This window comes from Shewanella avicenniae (assembly GCF_017354945.1).
GTDB classification, from domain to species: domain Bacteria; phylum Pseudomonadota; class Gammaproteobacteria; order Enterobacterales; family Shewanellaceae; genus Shewanella; species Shewanella avicenniae.
On record NZ_CP071503.1, the window covers coordinates 2,428,331 to 2,451,523 of the forward strand.

The window sequence follows — 23,193 nt, forward strand, 5'->3', positions numbered from 1 at the left end:
TCCAAAGGAAGAATAACTATTATGGAATTCTCTCGTCGTAAGAGATTTAATTACAACCTGATCCAACTGTCGTTGTTGAGCACCTTAGGCCTAGGCCAACTCGCCTTTGCTCAAGATGCCAATACTCCCCCCGCAGATGATCAAAGCAGCATCGAACGCGCCGCAGTAAAAGGCTCTTCAGGTGATATTGAAAAAATCACTGTGACTGCACGCCATAAAGCAGAAACCCTATTAGAAATTCCAATGTCAGTGTCTGCAGTATCTGCAGCTGAGCTGGCTGATCGTGATATCAGTTACGCCGAAGATCTGTACCGCACCTTGGCAGGCGCAGCGATGCCCGGCGACCAGTTAGTGTTACGTGGTTTAAGTGGCGGTAATGATGCATCGCCTGATACAACCTCAACCTTCGTGGATGACGTGCCGTTTAACTACACCAACCTGACCGACATCGATCGCATTGAAGTACTGCGCGGCCCACAAGGTACGCTTTATGGTTCAAATGCCATCGGCGGTACAGTGCGTATCATCACCAAGCAGCCACAACTGCAAGATTTTGAACTGTTTGGCTCGTTGCAAGCTAGTCAAGAGGCAGATGTTGCTGGCACAAGCGATAACTATTCCGTCGGCATGAACATTCCATTGGTGTCAGACAAACTGGCGCTGCGGGTGAACTTCAACCATGCCAATAGCCAAGGTAAGTTCGTCAATATGAATACCGGCCTGCAAGCCAATAGCAACGATATGTTGCTTCGCGGCAAGTTACGCTGGCAAGCAACGCCTGAGCTGAACATAGTCGCGGGCTACATGTACACCGAAGAGAAAAGTCATGGCCCGACTCGCGGCGATTTGGCTACACCCGGCTACTTCTATGACTATTCTGCCACGCAAAACCCTGATGCCGCCTACGGCTACGACATCGGCATTTTTACCGTAGATTGCGACCCAACGGCTAACCGCGCAGTTTGTCGTGAGGGCACTAACGCATTGAAAGCGCAGCGTGGTGTACCAAGCCGCTATCAAATTTGGCAACGTATTGATGATTGGTCAAAAGATGCCACCAATCTCTATACCCTGAGTTTAGATCATGATGACATTCTCGGCTTCGCGACCCTAAGTTATGCCGGTTCTTATCGCACAACTAAGCACGACGCACTGCGTGACTTTGCCCGTCTCGACTTCGTGAACTTGATGGATGACTGGCTCACCGAAGATCAGAAAGATACTCGTCAGACCCATCAGTTACGTCTGCAAAACTTAGATACCACCAGCCCTTGGTCTTGGACAATCGGCGCCTACTACGACAAATCGAATACCCCTTATTCACCACACGCACAGGATGAGTTCTTCAGTGCCACTGACATCGATTCAGCATTGTTTATCGCTGCTATGGGTGTTGATGGTCGTCAAGTGGGCGTAGATAACTGGAACAACCCGAACCTGATGTGGAACCTCACCTACTTTGATGACAGTAGTCGTGAGTTAGCGTTCTTTGCCGATACCTCTTATCTGTTTGATCTGGGCGACTACGGTGACTTGGAATTGAACGCAGGGATTCGTCGTTATGATTTGCGTGACCACAGCTCATACGCACAGTTGGGCGTTTGGGCCACAGATGCCAGCGAAACAGGCGGTAAAGAGTCTGGTAACCGTTATAAGTTGAGCGCCTCTTGGCGTCCAACCAATGATTTCTCGGTCTACAGCTTGTACTCTGAAGGTTATCGTCCAGGCGGCAACAACGGCCCATTGCCTGGTTTGTGTATTGACGATCCTAACGCGGTTAACCGCAAAGACCGCTACACCTCTGATGCAATTAAAAACTATGAAGTGGGCGTAAAATCTCGCATGTTTGGCGGCAAAGTTGATTTAGCGGCAGCGGCCTATCAGATTGATTGGACCGACATGAAAACTGATGTGTTCATGGAAACCTGTAGCTTCACCTACACAGCCAACGGCGGCAAAGCGCGCTCTCGTGGCTTGGAGTTAGAATCAACCGCATGGTTGACCGATGATCTGAAAATGATCGTTAACGCGTCTTATACCAATGCGGAAGTGACCGAAGACAACGCCACTATTTCTGCCAAGAAAGGCGATGACATGACCATGGTGCCTAAGTACAACGGTTATCTCGCGCTGGACCAAGGTTTAGATCTGTTTAGTCACAACGCGAACGTGCGCTTAGACTACTCGGTTTATGGCAGCTTCAAGAGCCACTTCAATACCCGCGATGAAGATATTTCACCGGCTTATGGCTATATGAATCTTTCTGGCCGTATGGAAGTGAATGACAACATCAACCTGAGCCTGCATATCAACAACCTGTTTGATCGTGAAGTCACCACCTACCGCCGTGCTGACTCTCGCTCACCAGGCGACACTTATGCACCTCAGTATGTCAACTACTTGGATGGTCGTACCGTCACCCTGAGAGTCGACTACATGTTCTATTAAGCGGACCCATTCTCCAACCGCCAGCCCTTAACCGAGAGCGCTGGTGATATGGGATGAGGCATGACAATCAAAAGGGCTTACTGCGTTAAACCGCGTAAGCCCTTTTGTTTAGATAAAGTCTTTCGTCAGCAGCACAAGCGGACCTATTCCAAGCGCTTATTAAACCGTTTCGCCGCCACAAATACCCCAAGGCAGGTAAAACCTACTAGCCACAAGGCGTCTTTGCTGAGTGACCACAGTTCGGCATCCCGCAGCACAATTCCCCGCACCATCCGCATAAAATGAGTCGCTGGCAGTACTTCGGCAATCCACTGCGCAGGCACGGGCATAGCATCGTAGGGAAACATAAAGCCTGACAGCAAAATGGATGGCATCAGGATAAACACCGTCATCTGCATCGCTTGTAACTGGTTTTTGGTCAGCGTACTGATCACTAACCCCAACGTGAGACTGGCAAAGATAAACAGCAAGGATGCCGCCAATAACGAATCTAAACCACCTCGAACAGGAACGTTAAACACCCAATGGCCGACGGCCAAAATGATGCTGACCTGCACTAAACCAACAAACACATAGGGAATAATCTTGCCGACCATCAGCTCCACCGGTTTGACCGGGGTAGCGATTAAAAACTCCATATTGCCCTGCTCGCGCTCTCGCACAATCGCCGCAGACGTAAACATCACCATTGTCATGGTCAAAATAATCGCTAATAACCCTGGCACAATGTTAACCACCGAACGCTGCTCTGGATTGAAATACTGCACCACCTCAAAACTGGGCGTGGCAACTGGCACACTGTTACCGTGCAGTTCCGCCAACGGCATATTCCGTAACGCCCGAATTGCGGCCGCCACCATGGTGTCAGCACCATCCACTATCCATTGCGCTATCGGCCTTGTCGCTTGTGAATCTTCTCGATTTGGGTCGAAAGCTGGATGCAACACCAACCGACTCGATAGATCAGCAGGGATCAGCAATACCGCTTTCACTTCGCCACGGGTGATTGCCTCGTCAGCGGCTTGCGCCGAAAAATATTGCGTTTTAAAACTGACCACTTGGGTTGCGGCAACCAGCTGCACCAGCTGGCGGCTATAACTGCTTTGGCTTAAATCCACTATTCCAGCGGGCACTTGCCGCACATCGGTATTAATCGCATAGCCGAATAACATTAACTGCATCAGAGGCAACATCACGATCATGCCAAAGGTCATGCGGTCACGCCGTAGCTGCTTGAGTTCCTTGGTGACAATCGCCCATAACCTAGCCCACATGGCGACCTCCAGTACAACTCACAAACACATCTTCAAGGCTTGGGCGCACTAAACCTATGTCGTGATTATCGCAAAATGGCACTAACAGGCTCACGGCATCAGCCACTGATTTGGTCACTAGCACCCGCAGATGATTACCAACTTGTGCAGCAGAAATCACTTGCGGCAACGCCGAGACTTGCTGCTTCACTTGGCGCAGGGATTCACCGGAAATTTCGACCACATAGGCGGACATTGACTGCATCAATTCACGCGGTGCGCCATCAGCACGTTTAATACCATGTTCAAGAATCGCCAAGCTGTGACAACGTTCGGCTTCGTCCATGTAATGGGTTGAAACAAGAATGGTAGTGCCAGCGGCACTGAGGTCAAAAAGTCGCTCCCAAAAATCACGTCGATTTTCAGGATCAACCGCCGAGGTGGGCTCATCTAAAAACAATAATTCTGGCTGATGTATGGTGGCACAGGCCAATGCCAAGCGCTGCTTTTGGCCGCCACTCATGGTACCCGCAAGCTGATGTTGACGATGCGCTAATCCGTACAGCACCAGTAATTGCTCAATGCGCTGCTTAGCCTGAGCCCCTTTAACACAATAAATCGCCGCTACAAAGCGCAGATTTTCTAACACAGTTAAATTTTCAAACAGCGAAAATTTTTGTGTCATATAACCGATGCGACTTTTTAGCGCTTCTTCGTGACCAGCCAAAGATTGCCCAAGCACAGTGACACCGCCTTCATCGGCGATTAACAAGCCCGTCAGCAAACGAATTGCGGTCGATTTACCGCTGCCGTTCGGTCCAAGAAACCCATAGATGGCGCCACGAGGAATCGACAATGACAAATTATCAACTGCGGTGAGCTTGCCAAAGCGTTTGGTGAGCCCCTGAGCTTGAAGCGCAATCGCCGCCTGACTCATGGCAACCGCACCTCAACCGCTGCGCCAACCGCTAATGGCAATTGTGGGGGGAATTCTATCTCGGTGAGATACATCAAGCGTGCTCGGTCACGTTCATTCAGCGCATAAAATGGCGTAAATGACGGCTGACTGCGAATATGACCTATCACGCCTTGCACGCTATCCGCGAGACCGTCAACCTTGACCATGACAGCATCGCCTTGATGTAATTTCGTTAAGGCGGTTTGCGGCACATAGACTCGCGCGTAAAGCCGCTCCGAGGCCAGCAGTACGGCCAGTTGTGCCCCAGCTGGCACACGGTCCCCCGTCTTCCACGGCAAAATATCTACCACGCCCTCTTTCGGTGCGGTAATGCTCAGATCTGCCAGTGACTTCTCAGCGACTTGTAAAGCGGCTGCAGCAGCATTGACTTGTTGCTTAGCTTGTTCAATCTCTTCGGGGCGATTGCCGTTTAGCAGCTGTTGCCATTGCTGGTATAGCTGTTGTTGATACGCCGCCGTTTGGTCACGATTTGCCAACGCATTATCTACATCAGCCTGGCCAACCATCTGTTGTTTAACCAGTTGTTGGCTGCGTTGGTATTGACGCTCAGCATCAACTGCGGCGGCTTTTGCTGCAATATAGGCCGACTGCGCCGCAGCAATGCTTTCTTGCCGAGCACCCTTTTCAAATAACCTCAGCTGTGCAGTGGCTTGTTCCAATTCAGCTTGACGCTGTGCCCGCAACGCTGCGGCAGTCACCGTATCTAACTGAACCAATATCTCGCCCTGCTTCACGTGTTGTCCTTCTTCTACAGGCAATTGGACGATTTTAGCGTTGACCGGCGCGGTCAGTAACATCCTATCTCGTTCAAGGGTTCCCATCGCAACTGAGGTAGATTGTTCGCAGGCAGTAAGCGCCTGCAACAATACGAGGGCCAACAATCGACGCATCATGATTCTGTCTCCTTTGCCATAGCTAACCTATTGCCACTAAATAATCCAGCGTACATAACCCGATAGTTATGCTGTAGCAAAAAACTGCATGCTAGGGCAATTAACACTTATCGTGTTTGAACGCGTTGGGTTAGCCAGCTTGACTAAGTGCCGTCTAAATTTCCAAGCAATTCCTCTACTAATGAATATAACCAATAGTGACTGAAACATCAGGGTGAATCATGCTGCAAAGTGCACATTTACGTAGAAATTACTGCTGAGTTGGCAAAAAAATCCCCGCGAAATGGCGGGGAAATTTCTTGACCGAAGAACGTTGCACTAACTGTGCGCAGATTGACGCCCTGAGTGAGCAAAGCCTCTCTTCCATGAGCGCTAAACTAAGGTCTCACTTCGGCCTTAGTTATTGCTTGATTTGAGTGTTGTTATTGCTGCGCTGTTGTGTCCGCAGTGCCGCAGTTATTGAGCAAGCACTCTTACTAAGAAAAGGGGCAACTCAGCATTAGAGTCGTTACTCAACTTCAAGAGTGTAGCAACAACTCGTCTCAAAAGTTACCAATAACTTTCAGTTTTGAATGTTGAATCTCATTAAAGTCGCCATTAACCATTAAAATCACGAAAGTCTTACAGCACTCACTACAGTCTCAATCTGTTTTTGGCATTAAAAGCTGCATTCGCAATTTACAAATATTCACTTGGTTTATTTTTAGCGGAATCTATTGCTTATCTCACTGATATTCCATATAAAAGCCACTAATATTAACAAAATCATCACACCTATGATGGCCACCGCCAGCAAGGAGCAACTCAGCACCATGGCTAAACTACTGCAAGGGCTCGCCTGTACTTTGATGTTGATGGGTACAGCACACGCCAATGAAACGACCCAGCTGGATGGCAGCATCGATTTTCGCGCTGTGTATTGGCATGGCAATCAAGTGTGGGCATCGGGCACTGCGGGCAGTATTTTCATGTCGGTTGATAATGGAAAACATTGGCAACCCGTGACCGCACCACAAAATACTGAGCAGTTTGAGTTTCGCGATATTCAGCCGTTAGGCGATGGCAAAGTGTTACTGATGAGTGCCGGTAGCGGCGAAGCGTCACGACTCTATATGACCGAAAACGAGGGTATCGATTGGCGCCAAGTGAGCAGCGGGCAGAACCCCAAACAGTTCTACGATTGTTTGCAGATGATAGATAACGATGCCGGTTGGCTTTATGGCGACTCAGATGACGCAGGGCTATTCATCCTGCAAACGCAAGATGGCGGCGCCAACTGGCAACGTGAACAATTGCCCATCAGCGTCCAAGCCAACGAAGGCGGTTTTGCCTCCAGCGGTACTTGTGTTAACCGCGGTGACAGCAACATAAAGGTGGTTATCGGTACCGGAAACGCAGCAACACCAAGACTGTTACTACGAGACGCAGGCGGTTGGATGTCGATAGACAGCCCGTTCCCCGGCGGCGAAGCGAGCGGAATTTTTTCGGTCCAACTCAATGGTGATGATATTTACGCGTTCGGAGGCTCGCTTAACCCGAGCAATCAAACCGCGATTGTGTATCGCTTCAACCTCATCGACAAACAATGGCAGCCGCTACCGCCTGTGCCACTCAAAGGCGCTATTTACGGCTCGGCCATACTGCGAGCAAACGGACGCGAGCAAATTTGGATTGCTAACCCTAACGGTGTAGCCTCACTCGACATTACGCCAGTGACGAACTCGTCATCAACGGACTCGTCGTTAACAGACTCGTTATTAACAAAGACGGCAGTAACCGATACCCAAGAAACGGATACAACAGCGTGGCAGCGACGCGGAAAATTAAATATGTGGAGCATTGCCTGCCGTGACGAAGTGGGCTGTATCAGTGTCGGTCAACAAGGCACTGTACAACGCTTTATGCAAAAGCCTCTCGTTAGCAACTGATAAAATGCAAAAAAAAAAGCGCGGTTGCTGCAACGAATACAGCAACCGCGCTTTTTTATTCATTCGGTCCAATGGCCTAAGCTGCAGAGCTCCCTGCTTCAGCTTGCACGTCTGTGTCGGCGTCAGCGGCAACCACAGCATCGGCGTGATAACGGTACAGCAGCACTTTTAATGCCCGATCAGCATCAACATCAGCAAACACTGGCGGATTTTCAATCTGTTCAATAAAACGCAGCTGCGGCAGTGTGTCGGCCACTTGCTGCATCAAAAAATCTCGGCCTAACTCTGGCGCATTTAAGCAAAGCAATACGTCAGCGCCGTCATTTAATAGCTCAGGCAAACGGCGTAACAGACGCACATAATCCTTGGTGGCGACAAAACTGCCTTTTTGATTGCTGGGCGGATCGGCAATCAACAGATCATAGGGTCCAAGTTTTTTCAGTTTGCCCCAAGATTTAAAAATATCGTGGCCGAGGAAACGCGCCCCTGAGGGCATCTCATTCAGCACATGGTTTTGCTTGCCCGTTGACAGCGCCCCTTTCGCCATATCGATATTGACCACTTCGTCAGCGCCACCGCTAAGCGCAGCCACTGAAAATGCACAGGTATAGGAGAACAGATTCAGTACTTTTTTGAATTTGGCGTTCTCAGCCACCCATTGACGGCCATTGCGCATATCAAGAAATAAGCCGTGGTTTTGCCCTCGCAGCAAGTGCACATAAAACTGTCGGCCATTTTCGGTCACAACATGCGGTTCTGGCAGTTCACCTTGCAGCAACACAGTTTGCGTTTGACCACCCGCGCGATGCTGATAGACCAAATTCAGCGGCAGATTAAGCTCTGCAAAACGCTGCACCAATGCCTGCTGCAACTTATGTAATTCGTCGGTGGTTAATTCTCGAAACGAGGTCAACAGCAGCGCTGGCGGAAACCAATCAACACACAGGTGTTCTCCCCCAGGCAACATACCGCCACGGCCATGAATTAAACGTTCAGCATCGGTACTCGGCGTAATCGCCGCAATTGCATCAACAAAAGCTTGCATCAAACTCTCTATTTTGGGTTATTTTGAATCAGTATCATCGTCTGCTGGCGAGCGCGGTTGGCTTAGCATTGCCTCGGCACTGCTATCATCAGCCAACAAAATCGCCAGCTTACGCGAACCTTCGTTGGCTTCCATGGCGATTTTGACAATCATGGTCAGCGGCACAGATAACAACATACCTACAGAGCCCAGCAACCAGCCCCAGAAAATCAACGACAGGAACACCACGAGGGTAGATAGCCCCAAACCACGCCCCATAAAGCGCGGTTCAACTAGGTTGCCCATCACCATGTTGATGGCCACATAAAGCACCGCAACGCCACCGGCACCCGATGGGCCAAACTGCACAAAGGCCAACAACACCGGCGGCAACGCGGCAATCACCGAGCCGATATTGGGAATGTAGTTAAACAGGAACGCAACTACGCCCCACAGCAGCGGGTAATCAACCCCCATCAGCCACAGTCCCAAGCCAGCGATGGCACCAGTTGCCAAACTCACCAAAGTTTTGATCACCATGTAACGATTAACCGACTTCATAAAACGGTCAATTTGCGACAAACGCATATCCGGATCATCGAGCGCCAAATGCAATTTGCGGGGCAGTGATTCCGCCTCAAACAGCATGAACACTATGGTGAGCACGATCAGAAACAGGTTCGCCATCACATTGCCCACGCCAGAAAGCGTGTTGGTGGTCATCGACAACGCCATGCCAGGGTCAAAATAGGCCAGCACTTTGTCTTTAGAAATTTGAATGTTGAATTCGCGCAGCTTATCGAGGATCCACGAAAACTGATCCACCAATTGCGCCCGATAAGTCGGCAAATGTTTGGTGAAATCATTGATCGAACTGCCCACTACCGAGGCTAACCAAAGCCCAGCCAGCAAAATCAATCCCATCAGCAAAAACACTGCCAACCAGCGCGGGACGCGATAACGCACAAACAGGCTAATTGCTGGGCTGCAGATCATCGCAATAAAAACCGACAATACAAATGGCACCACAATGGCGCTGGCCGCTTTGATCCCCGCGAGCACAATCACCAAACATGCCATCACTGCAAACCCGCGTACTGTCATCGAGGGACGATAGCTTTGCTGCATCGACAAATTTCCTTCTTGTTCTGTGACAAAGTTGCTAATCTTTAAGAATAAATTTCCAGCTCAAACAATAAGTAAGCTTATGATTCATCCAGAACTGGCTATTATACGCATTAAAAATCTCAGATTGCGCACTTTTATCGGGATTAAAGAGGAAGAAATCAACAATCGGCAGGACGTGATAATCAACGTTGTGATGCACTATGCTGCTGAAAAAGCCTATCAAACCGATGCGATGGAGCATGCACTCAATTATCGCACTATTACCAAAGCGATTATCGCCTTGGTTGAAGATAATCGTTTCTCATTGCTGGAGCACCTGACCGGCAAAATTCTAGAAATCGCCACTGAACATCCGTGGGTAGAATTTGCTTCCGTTGAGGTAGATAAACCCCATGCGTTGCGCTTTGCGGATTCGGTGTCACTGCAATTAAGTTGGCAAAAACCGCAATGATCGATTAACCCAGTACATTACGTATAAGCTGTTATCTTCTATAGTTAAATTTATTCTCAACTGACAACGGTTGCCTATATGAAAATTCTGCTTACCGGTGCAACAGGCTTTGTAGGTAGCGCTTTAGTGACGCTGCTGGCGCCTCAACATGAGTTAATGATTGTCAGCCGCGACCCGAGTAAAGCGCGGCAAAAATTGGGGCACGAACATCAATATCTGGCGTCACTTGATCAATTGCATCACCTCAATGAAATCGATGCAGTGATTAACCTTGCTGGTGAACCGATTGTGGCCAAGCGTTGGAGCGAAAATCAAAAGCAGAAGATCTGTTACAGCCGTTGGGATATCACTGAAAAACTCAGTGAACTGATTGCCGCCTCTACAACACCTCCCCATACGTTTTTAAGCGCTTCTGCGGTGGGCTACTACGGTCGTCAATCTCAGCTCGCCATCGATGAACAAGGCATTCCTCACCCAGAGTTTAGCCATGAAGTGTGTCGCGTCTGGGAAGAGAAAGCCCTAGCAGTCGCAGATAAAACCCGCGTGTGCATTTTCCGCATTGGCATTGTGCTGGCTGCGCATGGTGGTGCATTGGCCAAAATGCTGCCAGCATTCAAATTTGGTCTCGGCGGCCCCATCAGCGATGGTCAACAAGGCATGAGTTGGATTCACCTGCAGGACCTACTGCGGCTGCTGCAATTTTTACTCAGTCATGATGAATGTCGCGGCATTTACAACGCCACCGCGCCCCATCCGGTAAGTAATGCAGAATTTAGCAAAGCACTCGGCAAAGCGCTGCATCGCCCCTCCTGCCTACCCGCACCAGCCTTTGCCTTAAAAGTGGCGTTAGGCGAAATGGCAGAACTACTGACAGAAGGGCAATACGTGCTCCCCAAACATGCCCTCGCTGACGGATTCGAGTTCAGGTTCAATCAGATTGATGAAGCGATGACTGATCTATTTCAACGCTAGGATTGACCACTAAGGCGCAGCAACTGCTCACGATAAAAACAACAACGCCTGCATTAAGCAGGCGTTATATTTTCAACCGTAAGCGATTACATCTTAGCCATAATCCAATAGTTGAGTCTGGCTTGCGGATCACTTAACAGTTGCTGGCACGGCTCTTTGAATTGCCGCATTAACGCGCCCATGCCCTGTCCGCCGGTCGATGCCATCATCTGCTCTTTGGTTTTTTCAATGGTCGCCGCATTATTGCTATCATACTTTGCCGCCAACTCAGCCGCCTGTTTGCCTTGCTGCTTTAGTCTGTCGCCCACCGCGGCCATTTGCGGCGCATTCATGGCCGCCACCATTTGCGCGCCTAAATCATAGTAAGCTGCACATTGTTGCAGTTCGGCGGTAAAGGCTGACTCCGCTTCACCTGCCAGCGCATTTGCAGTTGTTAGTAAATTTGCAGTTGTTAGTAGCGCACCTGCCACAAGCCAATGTTTGATCAATTTCATTGGTCACGTATTCCCCTGTGATTGAATGAAACAAAGCTACTTTAGCTATCGCTTAATATCAAGAAGTTAGCACAACAAAAAAGGCAGCCTGCGCTGCCTTCATTCATCGTTCACCATAGGGGAATTATGCAATGGCCTTCTGTTGTAACATTTGCTTGAGGTTAGCTTTCACCTCGGGCCATTCACTATTAATAATGGAGTACACCACGGTATCGCGCACTGTGCCATCTTTCAAAATACGGTGGTTACGCAAAATCCCGTCTTGAGTTGCCCCAAGGCGCATAATCGCTTGGCGGCTCGCTTCATTGTTGAAATGGGTGCGAAACTCAACCGCAATCACGTCTAGCGTTTCAAAGGCGTAGGTTAACAGCAGTAATTTGCTTTCGGTATTCACCGCCGTGCGCTGTACGCTTTTACTGTACCAAGTATAACCGATTTCGATATGGCGATTGGGTTGATCCCAATGGCAAAGACGAGTACAGCCGACAATCGCACCGCTTTCACGATGCCGTACCGCAAAAGCAAGACTTTCACCGCGTTGCTCTTCAGCGATCGCCTTTAAGATGTAATCCTTCATCTCATCAGGGCTTGGCACCGTGGTGTACCACAACTTCCACAATTCACCGTCAGCAACCGCTAACGACAGCGCTGCCAAATGGTCGAGGGTAAGGGGTTCGAGAATGACGTATTCTCCGGACAAACTACCATCCAATTGCACGCAGCATCTCCTTTTCAACGTTCAGATCTTATCAACCCCAACAACAACTTATCGGTTGATTAAAACCGCAAGGGTCTTTTGAACTATCGCGAAATTAGCGTCAAAGCGCAAGCGACTGCGACGATTTATTTCGTCTGAAAAGGAGAAATTCTGGCAACGATGGCGCCAACAACCGCCATCGCTAACAATATCAAGCTCGAAATTGTGGGTAATAAACCGTTCGCGAGAAACCGTTTACTCGCACCAAAAGATTAGCCACCCAAGATGAGAAACCAAGGTTCAAAACCCGTAGTGACTATTGCTGACGCGAAACCAACCCGCAATGCTGCCGCGGCCACGTTGAGTCGGCCGAACTTCATGAGGAAAGCGTTCACTGAGAAAAATCACTAAGGTGCCAAACTCAGGTAATACGGTTTCGATAGGGTTATCCGCTTCATCATAGATGATCAGCTCGCCACCCTGCGCGGCTTGCCAATCGTGATTCAAAAAGAACACTGTGGTTAAAATGCGGTTTTGGCTACCACGTAACGCGTCCAGATGTTTTTGATAAAAGGCACCTGGACGATACCAAGCGTAATGGCTTTCGTAATCAAACAACCCCATAAACAGCCGTTGATTAAGTCCTTCGCGCAATGATTCCATATAACGCTGATAACTGGCATCTGGCTCACAATCAGCGGCCAGCCAACGGATTCGGTCTGAGCGGATCTCTTTATTCAGCTGTTGCTCGGTACCGCGACCAATCGCCGCAAACCGGAACTCTTCGACCGGTGCTTCTTCAACCCGAACCCGTAACGCTTCGGTCAGTGCTGCGGGCAATACGTCACGCAGAATAAGATAGCCATTTTCAACCAACTGATCAGCGATGGCGTCCAGTATCTCAGCGGAAAAAGAGGTAGGGACACACTGTTCCGCTAAAACCGCAGCAGATGCGGCATCAATCGGGGATAGTGTTTCAGTTATTGATGAAGCAGGAAAAGTTGCAACAGAGGTGTTCAATAAAGTCAGCTCAAAAAGCTCAACTGCCAAAGCAGTGTGAGAACAGTCCACTAAAAAACCCTCACATAGACTGCGAGGGTTATGATTAGCGTCTTATCGACGATAGCGCGGATTGTCAGTGGAGTTTAGAGCGTGTGCAACTAGTTTAAATTCGTGTACGAATCATTCGTATACTAATGATATCTAGGAAAAAGTCAGATTGAGATGCACTAGCCTTTCTTAATACGTACCACCTTCATATATTCAAAGCTAAGCCCTGCCAAAACCTCTTTCGCTGGATAGTAGGTTAGATTGACGCGTGCACCTTTTAAACTTTGATATTGGCCTTTGCGTTTAAATTTAAACGGTGCGCTACAGCCTTCCACCATCAAAGAATGCAATATCCACTCGCCCTGCTCTCTCTGCGTGTGCGAGACCACTTTCATCAACTCGGAATGAATCAACTGCTGATTTTTCTCGAGTAATTTTTTGGGGTCAGATTGCATTTTTATCATTGCTGTTACAGATATCTGGCGAACTGACTGCCATCTTTTTGTGGCTTTAACGGCATGTCGATGGCTGGCGTACCGATGTAAAGGAAACCGACGATTTGGTCATCGATTTCAAGCCCGAGCTCTTTGTTAACAGTTTCATCAAAGGCAAAACTGCCGGTGCGCCAAATAGCGCCAAGACCTTGAGCAAAGGCGGCTTGTTGCATAGCCATCACAGCACAGCCCGCCGCAAGTTGCTGTTCAAACTCGGGCACTTTTGTCACATCACTGCGTGTTTTGGCAACTACGGTAATAATCATAGGTGCACGCTTAGGCATATTGGCGGCTTTTTCAATAAAGTCGTCATCGGCACCTTGTTGGCTGGCGGCCGCTTCAAAGATATCGGCCAGTTTACTTAAGCCATCCCCTTCAGCGATGATGAATTCCCACGGCGCGAGACCGCCATGATCGGGTACCCGCGCGGCAGCATCTAAGATCACTTTTAGCTGATCCGCATTTGGTGCTGGCTTAGTTAACCGAGGGCAGGATTGACGAGTAAGTAACAGGGTTAATGCATCCACAATGTTGTCCTTAATCAAATGGTCACGGGCACGCCAATCAAAGCGGCGACCCGTCGAGATACGCAAGTTCGCTAATAGGTTAATTAATCACTTTCCGCTGCAAGTTCGTCAAGATCTTCAATCAAATCATCTAATTTTTTCAGTAAATGATAACGTTGCTTGGCAGTCAACGTGCTGCGCAGTTGCACCAAAAACTCGCCAAATTTTTCGGTATTTTGGTTGAGTTTTTGCTGGTAATCGTCACTTCGTAGCTGTTGTGGCGAGGTAAGTAACATGTGCAATTGCTGTTTGAGCTGGGGTGTTTTGTCACGCTGCTCAAGCGTTTGTTTAAACTGTTGATACCAAGCATGACGATATTCGAGCCACATGTCAGTGGTAAATTCTCGCTCGCGATTGTATTGCTGCGCAAGCAGCTTTTGTTCTTTGGTGACACTGCCGAGCCAATCATCGAGCGTATCTTGCAGGCGTTCGTCGGCGTCTTGTTGCAGCTGCTCAGCGGTTTTATCTTGATATTCTTGGTCAAGCGCTCGCTGCTCTTCGCTAAGTTTTTGGTTGATGTTCACCACTTGCTCATCGGTCAGCGACAAAATGAGCGGCCACATCTCATCAAAATATTGCTCAAAAATATGAAACCAGTGCCCACGCAATTGCTCAACAAACGTTTGCCAGCTATGCGGCGATAAACTGCCATCGTCTATTTGGTTACGGAATTGGCGCAGATCGGCGCTGTATTTGGGGAGTTCACTTTGGCGATGCCAGCTCAGAAAACTTTCCAGTAAGTTATCAAACTCAGTTTCCTGCTGTTGATTCAGGCTGACGTAATCATCTAAGCCCCATTCAATCGCCCAATCCATAAAGTGATAACTCATCTTAGTGGAACAGGCTGTTAGGCCGAACAGCAACATCGTCATCACTAGCAGTCGTTTCATTGGCTGAGGCTTCCTTGTCGAATTAAGCACATTCAATGAGAATTTGAGCCCATCAATGTGGCAAAAGTTCTCGAACAGAGAATGAGATATAACTCACGAAAACATCACTTTCCAACAAGTTGTAGATAGTTGTCAAACCAACTGAATAGTGTGGCGGCGTCTTTACATTGACGATCCACCATCTGTAACGCCCAAGCGCAGGAATATAACCAGAAGATGGCAAATGCCGCTGGCATCGCCTTAATGGCGTCAGCGGTGAGGTTTGGGTGCTCAAATAAATAGCGGTGTAGCAGTTGTTGCTGCGCGGCTGGCGACAGTTGATGGGTCGCGATGACGCCAGCCAATTCAAACAGCGGATGGGAGCTGCAGCAATATTCAAAATCGATGCAGTAGAGTTGGTTGTCACGAAACAGCAGATTAGCGGCGCTTAAATCGCGATGACAATATTGATGCCGGTGCAATACATTCGCCAATGCATCGAAAATCGGCGCAACCGCGAACTGCTGCAATAGCGTCAATCGCGCCAACCACGCTGCGGCTACAGGTGGCGGAAAGTTTTGCTCGGCCGCCATCTTAGCGAGGCGCGTTAGATAGATATCCCATTGCTGCGCCACACTGATATCCAGCGCGGGTGCTGGTAGTTGCCTTAATCCCAGCAGCAGTTGCAGCAGTTTATCGACAACTCGCTGTTCAGTGGGCATAAGCGCTTTAGCGTTATCAAAGTGTGCCACAAGCTCGCGTCGAGTATTTGCAGCAAACTGGCGCCATGGCAGTAGCTCTGGCAACTCAGTGCTGGATTCATCAATCCATTCAGCGAGGTAAAAACGTTTACCGGCATCAATCCACACCAATGTTGGCGCCAAGCCCGCTTGCTCAGCAGCACGCCAACAGGCGATTTCATTATCGCGACTGCAGATAGCATCTGTCACCGGTGAGTTGATCCGCAGCAGTAAATCTTGCGGCACTTTATTGGATGTGTTTGCCACAGCCAATTTGAAACTGTGGTTACTCAGCCCTTGCTCAATTTGCGTCAGCAGCAGCGGAGTGAATTGCAATTCGTCCAATGCCGCTTGCAACCGTGCTAACTCCGCTGCCTCACAAAAATCCAATAGCACACTCAACATTACCGGCTCTCAACCTCTGCCAGTTGTTGCGCGCGCCAATCGGAGCGCCATAACAGATAACCACCAATCGCCATACCAACGTAAAGTGCTGATAGCAAAGAGGTTAACATCAGCCCTTTACTGAAATAGAGATAGATAGAGACAAGATCAATCACCACCCAATACAACCAATTTTCCAACACTTTTTGCGCGACTAAATAGGTAGTGAGCACTGCAAAACAGGTGGTGGCGGCATCAAGATAAGGGAACGATGCTTGAGTGTAGTTAGCCATCACATAACCCACCAGCAATGAGGCCACACTGGTCAAGCCAATCACCCACAGATGCTTGGCTAACGGCCAAGTGCAAACAGCTAAACCTTGCTGATCCTCACCGCCCCGCCGCCACATCCAATAACCGTACACCGCCATCGCCATGTAGTAGACGTTGAGCACCGATTCCATCAGCAAGGAGACTTTCCAAAACAGCACGGTATAAATGGCCGTACTCGCGAGCGCTGCGCCCCAGCACCACGCATTGGCTTTCATGGCCAATAAAAGATAAGCCAAGGCGAGCAACACTGCCACGCCTTCCCACAGGTTCATGCCCTGCATTTCGAAGGAAGCTTGGGTCAGCACTTGCCAGAGTTCAGTCATATTCCGAGTCTCAATAGTCAGCGTTGTGGTTAGGTTCTACGATTGAGATCGAGTTCGCCTTCAACGAACTTGCAAACAAACATTGCCTTGCCCCACTTTTCATCGGTCGCTTTCATTTCAGATGCTAGGATCTGCATAATTTCGTCACAGTCGCCGCTGATTTGCGTGCCTAACGAATGGGTCACGCGTTGAATATTCGGATAGCTATCGAGGCGCTTAATCAACCAACGAATGGGCTCTTTATAATCGCTTTCAGTCAGCGGATACATGCTGATTTCAGCTGTTAATTTCATGATGAATCTCCTAATTAAGCCCCGCCGTGGCAGGGCTATTCAATACAAATTTCTTTCGAAGCCGTTACATAAACCGCAATTGCAACGTTATCCCTAACTGGCGCGGATCACCGTAGCGAATATATTGTTTATCGGCCCAGCCTTGGTCTGGCTCGTTACCGAAATAGAAACCTCGAACGCCGTATTGTTTATCGGTCAGATTGCGGCCCCACAGATAGAGCGCCCATGATTCCGCATCATAGCCCAGTTTTGCATTGATGATGCTATACGGCTTTGATTGGGAGTCGTTGCTATCTGAATAATAGAACTTACTCTTACCACTGGCATTGAGGTTAGCAAACCAACCCAGATCACTGTGCCAGCTGGCGCCGAGGCTGTATGTCCAGTGCGGTGAATGGGCTAACTCACGGCCGGTTAAATCCACATTCGCGCCGTATTTATCTTGGTATTGATAATCACCATACTCGGCACGCAGATAGCCAACACTGCCATAGAGCTCAAGACTATCGCTGGCAGCCCAATTGCCCTCAAACTCAGCACCATAGTTTTTCGAGCTGCCGGCATTTTCGGTGAACAAAATAAAGCGTTGTGGATCATCAGGATTTTGCAGTGATGCAGCCACTTGCTGATCTTGACGATCCATATAAAACACTGACAAGCGGGTGTTTGCTGCGCCTTCTAACCAATAGGATTTAAGGCCAACTTCGTAGTTGTAGAGAATTTCTGTGTCGAACTCTTTTTTGTTCGATAGCGTGGCAGGAAGTGTCATATTAAACCCGCCCGCTTTATAACCGCGCGCGAGGCGGATATAGGCGTCTTGGGTGTCGCTCAACTGTTTGGTGAGCGCAATATGGCCGCCCCACATAGTTTCGCTAGGGTCAAAATTATCATTATTGGTATCGCTGTAATCGCTGCTGCGACGCTCGACTCGTGCCCCCAATGATAGACTGTATCCAGCGGAGAATGCAGTGTCTAACTGACCAAAAACGGCATAGTTGTCAGCATCATACTGAGAGACTAACACTTCGTCAGGCCAGCCGTTGTACTCTGAGTAAAGATCGTTATCTTCACTCAAATTCATCAAATATGCCCCCAGCAACCAATCGGTTGAGCCGCCAAAAATCTTGCCCGCTTCTTTGGAGCTTAACCGCAGTTCTTGCGACAAAGTTTTACGCTCGCCCTGCTGATCCCAAAAATAGTCGTATTCGCAAGCCTCACCGTCACAATCAAGGCTGGCCCAATACTCAGGATTCGCCCAATCGCCATCAAAGCTATAACCGTGATCCGAGTTAGTGAAACTTGTCAGCGAAACAAACTTAGCGGCCGCAAAGCCGTCATAGGTGATTTTAATGCTGGCGCCGGTGGTCTTTTGGTTGTCTTTCCCAGGTTGGTCGCTCAGGCTAGTGTCGCCGTTGTTATCGAGCGTCCACGCGTCATAGCCGTTATCAAAGTCGGCGAACATTAGCGTGGTATCAACTTGAAGATTATCACTGGCAAACCAACGCAGTTTTAAGCGTGCGCTCAGTTCATCCCGTTGATTGGTATCGTCACGATTGAGGTAGCTATTGTCCATGTAGCCATTTTGCTGATGCTGTTGCACCGCGAGGCGATAAAGCAATTTATCACTTAACGGCCCAGAGCTGAAACCACTCAAGGTACGCAGCTCATCATCCCCGACCGAGAATTCAAGCCCATGCTCGGGCGTGTCAGTCGGGTCATTACTTTTCAGATAAATCAGCCCCGCCAACGCATTAGCACCATAACGCGTGCCTTGTGGCCCGCGCAGCACTTCAAACTGCTGCAAATCGTACATGCTTGACACCATGCCAAGCCCTGATAAATCGATGTCATCGATAATAAAACCAACAGAGGAGTTTGGTGCGCCTTTGTATTCCTCTTGCTCACCTACGCCGCGAATTTGGAAATAACGCGGCCGAGAGCTACCGCCAGACCAGTTGAAGTTGGCAATATTGTTGATCATATCTTCAAAATGCTCAGCGCCTTGATCTTCAATGCGTTGCTGCCCAATCACGGTCACGCTGGCAGGCAACTGGTCAACGCGGGTTTCACGAAAGTCGGAGCTGACCACCATGTGCTCAATCACGCCAGTATCGGGCAGATTATTTTGCCCATCGGCAGCAACATCATTGGCAAAAACAGGGATGGCAAAAGCCTGCACTATGGCGCTGGCAAGCAATGTGGGAATAAAGACTTTGTTCATTTGGACCTCAAATTTATACGTTTGAGATCCGGCATGCTGATTAGCGGTTGGATAATGTGCGAATTGTGGCCCATTCCTACGCCGGTACTAGCCGGATCAGGTTCTAAGGGTTCGCAGTATCTGCGTCTCAGTCTGCCGATAAAATCGACAAACACCCCTTGGCGCGGTCAAGTATACATAAAATTAGCGCGAAGAAAATAGCCCTGATGCAAATTTGTATGACAAATCACTCCAGCCACCAAACGAGCAAATTGACGGTATCACTCAAAATGAGTGACCAGCTAACGCAGCATATTTACCCAAATCCATTGCGTTTGGGCGCAGTAACTCCGCTTTTGTGCCACTCGAGCTGCTCTTCACAAAATATCTGGGCGTCTACCGTTTTGGATGGCTCGTCATGCAAACTGCCTGCGGGCACAATCAGGTATTTTTGGTTTTTAATCAAAAATGGTAAGCCAGAACCACACTCGCTGCAGAACACTTTGGAAAATGCGCGAGTGGGATGGTCATAACGCTTGAGCTTGTCTTGGCCACTTAACCAGGTGATATTATCGGGCGCAGTAAACAGATTGGCCGCATGCGCCGAGCCAGTTAACTTGCGGCATTGCTCGCAGTAACAGAAATAAAAGCGACGAAAATCATCCATCACACTGAAACTTACGCTGCCACAGCAGCATCCACCCAAAAGCACTTTCGCCATCATCATTCCCTGTCGAAGATAGTTTTAGCCTTAGGGTAAAGAGCCAACCGCGATAACTCAATGATGCAAAAGTGTTACTTGACACCATTTTTTAACAATCTCTACAGCGATTAAATTGTGGCAACAAACGCACATAGCTAGATGTTTAAATAAAACACAACTTATTGATTAATATGATTTTAAATGTGATTAGCAACCGTGTTTTTACTACAGCGACCATTGAGTTTGGCAGTCAATTTCAGCGCTATACTTGAACTTACACATTCCGGCCTCATACCGATTAGAAAGGTATTGAGCTCACGCTTAATGCCGCCACTAACTCATAAAGTTAGCTTGGACAACTAAACAAGGAAGAGGAGAATCTTATGATTTTGGAACAAAACTATACGCTTGCTAATGGTGTGCAAATCCCTAAATTGGCACTCGGCACCTGGATGATCAGCGACGAAGATGTTGGCGCCGCCGTGACGGCAGCACTGAAACTTGGCTATCGCCATATCGATACCGCCCAAGCATATGGCAACGAAGCGGGTGTCGGTGCGGCGATTAACGCCTCCAATATCAAACGTGAAGCAATCTTCCTCACCACCAAATTAGCCGCTGAAGTAAAAAGCTACGATGAAGCGGTAGCCTCAATTGATGGCTCTTTGGCACGTTTAGGGCTGGATTACATCGATTTGATGATTATTCACAGCCCACAACCTTGGGCAAAATTCGGTGGTGAAGACCGCTACTTTAAAGGCAACCGCGAAGCGTGGCGCGCGCTGGAAGATGCACAAAAAGCCGGTAAAATCCGCGCCATTGGCCTGTCTAATTTCCAACAACAAGATATCGATAATATTCTTGAAGCTTGCAAGGTGAAACCGGTTATCAACCAAATTCTGGCGCATATCACTAACGTACCGACTGAGCTAATCAAGTACTCACAAGATAAAGGCATGGTGGTTGAAGCTTACTCCCCAGTGGGCCATGGCGAGCTGTTTAAAAACGAGCAAATTAAAGCGATGGCAGACAAATACCAAGTGTCGATCCCACAATTGGCGATCCGCTATCTGCTGCAATTAGGCTTGTTACCACTGCCAAAAACGGCCAACCCTGCGCACATGCAAAAAAACGCTGACGTGAATTTTGAAATCAGCGCCGATGATATGGCAACCCTTACTAGCATGGAACGAATTAAAGATTACGGTGCAGCAAGCGGCTTCCCTGTGTATCGCCAAGAGTAATCATTGTCTGTGATTTAAGCCGATTAACAAGCCTCGTTTTGTACGCCAACAGCAATCAAAACGAGGCGTTTTCTGCACTAAATCTCATCAACATATCAATCGGTTACAAAGATATTTCCATTGCTCAGCAGAATTGCTAGGATGCGCCCTTCTCTTGTCATAGAGAACAATCGTTCCGCCAACTTTCAAGGTAATGACAACTGGTCATGGATGGCGGAATTGCAGATATGTTAGATAAGGACATTGATATGAAACGGCAATTCTCAGCGCTGCTCGTTGCAGCCGCCGCATTAATCTCTCAGCAAGCTTTAGCCACCACAGCTGAAAAACCCCAATCCGATTTTTACCTCGGTGCCAACATTGGTTACGGCATCAATCTTCTGCCTGGTTACGATGGCAACAAAGGGGTTTATGGCATAACCGCAGGCTGGCAACTCGATGATATTTGGGCAATCGAATCAGATTTTCACTATTGGCATGGTAGCCAAGAGTTTCCGCAAGTTGAACCAGTTGGCGTGAGCGATGGTTCTACCGTTTACAACGTTGCCAACTTCAACGTGGACACCAATACCTACGCGTTAGATATTGCAGCCAAAGCGCGTTACGTTTTTACACCAACGTTTCAAGCCTTTGTAAAACTCGGCTATAGCTACATTCATTCCAAAACCGACGCTGATATTTCATATGCAGACAACGTCAGTAGCGCAGTGCTGCACGCATCGTTTTCAGATAGCAGCTTTCGACCAGTGATGAGCGTTGGATTGCAGTCCGATTATGGACGCTACTTCAGCACACTTACCGTCAATAAGTTCGTTGCCGATGATGAGTTTGACCTCAGCGCCGTATCCGTGGGTTTTGGTTACCGCTTCTAATCGAGGTTCGGTGGGTCGCTAGATTGCCGCCCACCATTTATTGGCTGGACTTAAGCACATGAAGTTGACTGATGGCGGCATTGATCCGCGCCATATCAGCGTCAGAGACAGATTTAGAGCAGATCACATGTCGCGTGGTCGGCTTAAGATTGACCGATGGGTATCGAATGATGGTGACCTTATCTGCCAATGCTGGAAATTGCACCACGAAACGTTCTAGCTCTTGCTGCTCAAAAAAACCGATATCGGCGCGTTGTTCCGCTAACAGTTGAAAATTACGTTGTTGATCGCCACGCATGTCAATTTTCTGGGCGGCCATGCTGGCAAATTTCTTTTCCAATGCAGAACTGTAGGCATAGCCCGCCTTAATCAATACGATAAGGGTGTCATCGGCGAGAATTCCGTCAATATCTTTGTGGTAAAAGCGGTCAAAATTGGCGTTTGGAAAAACGGCGAGATAATCGCGCTCAACGTAGGTAGGCAATGAAATTTTGCCCAACTGGTCCCGCTCCTCGGTGTAAATCCAATTCACTAAACACAATGGATGATTATCGGTACTAAAGTAATGCTGTACGCGAGCAGAAGGCGCTTGCTCCCAGTGGTAAGGGATCTTGGCAGAGCGAAATACTTTTTCGCCGATCTCAAAGCTAATCCCATGCATCAGCCCTTGTTCATCTTGCCAAATAAAGGGAGGACGACCAGTAAAATAAAGCGCGATGTCCTTGGCTAACGCAGTATTCACGGCACTTAGGGTAGTGCAAATCAAAGCTGCTAAACCTATTAAGGAGCAATTTTGCATATCCCCTCCCTTGAACGACACTGTCACTGCTAGAAATATCAAACGCTTTTGAAATT

Annotated in this window: 23 protein-coding genes and 1 riboswitch; of the genes, 6 read left to right on the forward strand and 17 right to left on the reverse strand. The window is 48.6% G+C overall.

Features of this window, described 5'->3' with window-relative positions; translation table 11 throughout:
• Positions 1-21 precede the first annotated feature (21 nt).
• Positions 22-2,448, forward strand: coding sequence for a TonB-dependent receptor (locus JYB87_RS10710; RefSeq protein WP_207353493.1), 2,427 nt, complete (start codon positions 22-24; stop codon positions 2,446-2,448).
• A 143-nt stretch (positions 2,449-2,591) separates the two neighbouring features.
• Here the strand turns inward: JYB87_RS10710 and JYB87_RS10715 are convergent, their stop codons facing one another.
• Genes JYB87_RS10715 through JYB87_RS10725 form a run of 3 tightly spaced genes read right to left on the reverse strand, consistent with a single transcriptional unit; the run spans position 2,592 to position 5,573 of the window.
• Entirely contained in the window at positions 2,592-3,722 is a 1,131-nt protein-coding gene (locus tag JYB87_RS10715) for an ABC transporter permease (protein WP_207353494.1), read from the reverse strand.
• Positions 3,712-4,638 (reverse strand): ABC transporter ATP-binding protein, encoded by a 927-nt coding sequence (locus JYB87_RS10720; RefSeq protein WP_207353495.1) that lies wholly within the window; start codon positions 4,636-4,638, stop codon positions 3,712-3,714. The genes JYB87_RS10715 and JYB87_RS10720 overlap by 11 nt, the downstream gene beginning before the upstream one ends.
• Positions 4,635-5,573, reverse strand: a complete 939-nt coding sequence (locus tag JYB87_RS10725) for an HlyD family secretion protein (RefSeq protein WP_207353496.1) — start codon at positions 5,571-5,573, stop codon at positions 4,635-4,637. The genes JYB87_RS10720 and JYB87_RS10725 overlap by 4 nt, the downstream gene beginning before the upstream one ends.
• 812 nt (positions 5,574-6,385) lie before the next feature.
• Between JYB87_RS10725 and JYB87_RS10730 the strand changes: the two genes are divergently transcribed.
• Positions 6,386-7,501: a kelch repeat-containing protein gene (locus JYB87_RS10730; protein ID WP_207353497.1), complete on the forward strand. Its 1,116-nt coding sequence runs from the start codon at positions 6,386-6,388 to the stop codon at positions 7,499-7,501.
• Positions 7,502-7,577: 76 nt separating this feature from the next.
• On the opposite strand, the gene JYB87_RS10735 is transcribed toward JYB87_RS10730, so the two are convergent.
• Both JYB87_RS10735 and JYB87_RS10740 read right to left on the reverse strand, forming a co-directional pair.
• Positions 7,578-8,546, reverse strand: a complete 969-nt coding sequence (locus JYB87_RS10735) for a class I SAM-dependent methyltransferase (RefSeq protein WP_207353498.1) — start codon at positions 8,544-8,546, stop codon at positions 7,578-7,580.
• Positions 8,547-8,564: 18 nt separating this feature from the next.
• Positions 8,565-9,653, reverse strand: a complete 1,089-nt coding sequence (locus JYB87_RS10740; RefSeq protein WP_207353499.1) for an AI-2E family transporter — start codon at positions 9,651-9,653, stop codon at positions 8,565-8,567.
• 82 nt (positions 9,654-9,735) lie between these two features.
• Here JYB87_RS10740 and folX point away from each other — a divergent pair, with 82 nt between their 5' ends.
• Both folX and JYB87_RS10750 read left to right on the forward strand, forming a co-directional pair.
• Positions 9,736-10,104 carry a dihydroneopterin triphosphate 2'-epimerase gene (gene folX, locus JYB87_RS10745; RefSeq protein WP_207356671.1) on the forward strand — a complete coding sequence of 123 codons (369 nt, stop codon included), beginning with the start codon at positions 9,736-9,738 and terminating at the stop codon, positions 10,102-10,104.
• A gap of 78 nt (positions 10,105-10,182) precedes the next feature.
• A complete protein-coding gene (locus JYB87_RS10750; protein ID WP_207353500.1) occupies positions 10,183-11,076 on the forward strand; it encodes a TIGR01777 family oxidoreductase in 894 nt (297 codons plus the stop codon).
• An 86-nt stretch (positions 11,077-11,162) separates the two neighbouring features.
• Here the strand turns inward: JYB87_RS10750 and JYB87_RS10755 are convergent, their stop codons facing one another.
• From JYB87_RS10755 to JYB87_RS10805, 11 genes are all read right to left on the reverse strand, one after another.
• The gene (locus tag JYB87_RS10755) at positions 11,163-11,570 is read right to left on the reverse strand and encodes a hypothetical protein (protein WP_207353501.1); all 408 of its coding nucleotides are present in this window, start codon (positions 11,568-11,570) and stop codon (positions 11,163-11,165) included.
• Between the two features lie 124 nt (positions 11,571-11,694).
• The gene (locus JYB87_RS10760; protein WP_207353502.1) at positions 11,695-12,288 is read right to left on the reverse strand and encodes a GNAT family N-acetyltransferase; all 594 of its coding nucleotides are present in this window, start codon (positions 12,286-12,288) and stop codon (positions 11,695-11,697) included.
• Between the two features lie 279 nt (positions 12,289-12,567).
• Positions 12,568-13,167 carry a 2OG-Fe(II) oxygenase gene (locus JYB87_RS10765; RefSeq protein WP_207356672.1) on the reverse strand — a complete coding sequence of 200 codons (600 nt, stop codon included), beginning with the start codon at positions 13,165-13,167 and terminating at the stop codon, positions 12,568-12,570.
• Between the two features lie 329 nt (positions 13,168-13,496).
• Positions 13,497-13,772 (reverse strand): hypothetical protein, encoded by a 276-nt coding sequence (locus JYB87_RS10770; protein WP_207353503.1) that lies wholly within the window; start codon positions 13,770-13,772, stop codon positions 13,497-13,499.
• Between the two features lie 14 nt (positions 13,773-13,786).
• On the reverse strand, positions 13,787-14,338 hold the full coding sequence (locus JYB87_RS10775; protein WP_207356673.1) for an NAD(P)H nitroreductase: 552 nt from the start codon (positions 14,336-14,338) through the stop codon (positions 13,787-13,789).
• 83 nt (positions 14,339-14,421) lie between these two features.
• Positions 14,422-15,267 (reverse strand): DUF6279 family lipoprotein, encoded by an 846-nt coding sequence (locus JYB87_RS10780; protein WP_207353504.1) that lies wholly within the window; start codon positions 15,265-15,267, stop codon positions 14,422-14,424.
• Between the two features lie 104 nt (positions 15,268-15,371).
• Complete coding sequence (locus tag JYB87_RS10785) at positions 15,372-16,391, reverse strand: phosphotransferase (protein WP_207353505.1); 1,020 nt, start codon at positions 16,389-16,391, stop codon at positions 15,372-15,374.
• Positions 16,391-17,026, reverse strand: a complete 636-nt coding sequence (pnuC, locus tag JYB87_RS10790; protein ID WP_207353506.1) for a nicotinamide riboside transporter PnuC — start codon at positions 17,024-17,026, stop codon at positions 16,391-16,393. Before pnuC ends, JYB87_RS10785 begins: the two co-directional genes overlap by 1 nt.
• 29 nt (positions 17,027-17,055) lie before the next feature.
• Positions 17,056-17,319, reverse strand: coding sequence for a YkoF family thiamine/hydroxymethylpyrimidine-binding protein (locus JYB87_RS10795; RefSeq protein ID WP_207353507.1), 264 nt, complete (start codon positions 17,317-17,319; stop codon positions 17,056-17,058).
• 64 nt (positions 17,320-17,383) lie between these two features.
• Positions 17,384-19,540 (reverse strand): TonB-dependent receptor, encoded by a 2,157-nt coding sequence (locus tag JYB87_RS10800; RefSeq protein WP_207353508.1) that lies wholly within the window; start codon positions 19,538-19,540, stop codon positions 17,384-17,386.
• A 56-nt stretch (positions 19,541-19,596) separates the two neighbouring features.
• Positions 19,597-19,709: riboswitch (TPP riboswitch) on the reverse strand.
• A gap of 126 nt (positions 19,710-19,835) precedes the next feature.
• Positions 19,836-20,240, reverse strand: a complete 405-nt coding sequence (locus JYB87_RS10805; RefSeq protein ID WP_207353509.1) for a GFA family protein — start codon at positions 20,238-20,240, stop codon at positions 19,836-19,838.
• 365 nt (positions 20,241-20,605) lie between these two features.
• Here JYB87_RS10805 and JYB87_RS10810 point away from each other — a divergent pair, with 365 nt between their 5' ends.
• Positions 20,606-21,466, forward strand: coding sequence for an aldo/keto reductase (locus JYB87_RS10810; protein WP_207353510.1), 861 nt, complete (start codon positions 20,606-20,608; stop codon positions 21,464-21,466).
• Between the two features lie 248 nt (positions 21,467-21,714).
• Positions 21,715-22,338: an outer membrane beta-barrel protein gene (locus JYB87_RS10815; RefSeq protein ID WP_207353511.1), complete on the forward strand. Its 624-nt coding sequence runs from the start codon at positions 21,715-21,717 to the stop codon at positions 22,336-22,338.
• 37 nt (positions 22,339-22,375) lie between these two features.
• On the opposite strand, the gene JYB87_RS10820 is transcribed toward JYB87_RS10815, so the two are convergent.
• Positions 22,376-23,137: a substrate-binding periplasmic protein gene (locus JYB87_RS10820; RefSeq protein WP_207353512.1), complete on the reverse strand. Its 762-nt coding sequence runs from the start codon at positions 23,135-23,137 to the stop codon at positions 22,376-22,378.
• Between the last annotated feature and the right edge of the window lie 56 nt (positions 23,138-23,193).

Excerpts from the sequence above, each read along its gene's own strand:
- JYB87_RS10710 (WP_207353493.1), top strand. The coding sequence starts at position 22 with ATGGAATTCTCTCGTCGTAAGAGATTTAATTACAACCTGATCCAACTG.
- JYB87_RS10715 (WP_207353494.1), bottom strand. The coding sequence starts at position 3,722 with ATGTGGGCTAGGTTATGGGCGATTGTCACCAAGGAACTCAAGCAGCTA.
- JYB87_RS10720 (WP_207353495.1), bottom strand. The coding sequence starts at position 4,638 with ATGAGTCAGGCGGCGATTGCGCTTCAAGCTCAGGGGCTCACCAAACGC.
- JYB87_RS10725 (WP_207353496.1), bottom strand. The coding sequence starts at position 5,573 with ATGATGCGTCGATTGTTGGCCCTCGTATTGTTGCAGGCGCTTACTGCC.
- JYB87_RS10730 (WP_207353497.1), top strand. The coding sequence starts at position 6,386 with ATGGCTAAACTACTGCAAGGGCTCGCCTGTACTTTGATGTTGATGGGT.
- JYB87_RS10735 (WP_207353498.1), bottom strand. The coding sequence starts at position 8,546 with ATGCAAGCTTTTGTTGATGCAATTGCGGCGATTACGCCGAGTACCGAT.
- JYB87_RS10740 (WP_207353499.1), bottom strand. The coding sequence starts at position 9,653 with ATGCAGCAAAGCTATCGTCCCTCGATGACAGTACGCGGGTTTGCAGTG.
- JYB87_RS10750 (WP_207353500.1), top strand. The coding sequence starts at position 10,183 with ATGAAAATTCTGCTTACCGGTGCAACAGGCTTTGTAGGTAGCGCTTTA.
- JYB87_RS10755 (WP_207353501.1), bottom strand. The coding sequence starts at position 11,570 with ATGAAATTGATCAAACATTGGCTTGTGGCAGGTGCGCTACTAACAACT.
- JYB87_RS10770 (WP_207353503.1), bottom strand. The coding sequence starts at position 13,772 with ATGCAATCTGACCCCAAAAAATTACTCGAGAAAAATCAGCAGTTGATT.
- JYB87_RS10780 (WP_207353504.1), bottom strand. The coding sequence starts at position 15,267 with ATGAAACGACTGCTAGTGATGACGATGTTGCTGTTCGGCCTAACAGCC.
- JYB87_RS10785 (WP_207353505.1), bottom strand. The coding sequence starts at position 16,391 with ATGTTGAGTGTGCTATTGGATTTTTGTGAGGCAGCGGAGTTAGCACGG.
- pnuC (WP_207353506.1), bottom strand. The coding sequence starts at position 17,026 with ATGACTGAACTCTGGCAAGTGCTGACCCAAGCTTCCTTCGAAATGCAG.
- JYB87_RS10795 (WP_207353507.1), bottom strand. The coding sequence starts at position 17,319 with ATGAAATTAACAGCTGAAATCAGCATGTATCCGCTGACTGAAAGCGAT.
- JYB87_RS10800 (WP_207353508.1), bottom strand. The coding sequence starts at position 19,540 with ATGAACAAAGTCTTTATTCCCACATTGCTTGCCAGCGCCATAGTGCAG.
- JYB87_RS10805 (WP_207353509.1), bottom strand. The coding sequence starts at position 20,240 with ATGGCGAAAGTGCTTTTGGGTGGATGCTGCTGTGGCAGCGTAAGTTTC.
- JYB87_RS10810 (WP_207353510.1), top strand. The coding sequence starts at position 20,606 with ATGATTTTGGAACAAAACTATACGCTTGCTAATGGTGTGCAAATCCCT.
- JYB87_RS10815 (WP_207353511.1), top strand. The coding sequence starts at position 21,715 with ATGAAACGGCAATTCTCAGCGCTGCTCGTTGCAGCCGCCGCATTAATC.
- JYB87_RS10820 (WP_207353512.1), bottom strand. The coding sequence starts at position 23,137 with ATGCAAAATTGCTCCTTAATAGGTTTAGCAGCTTTGATTTGCACTACC.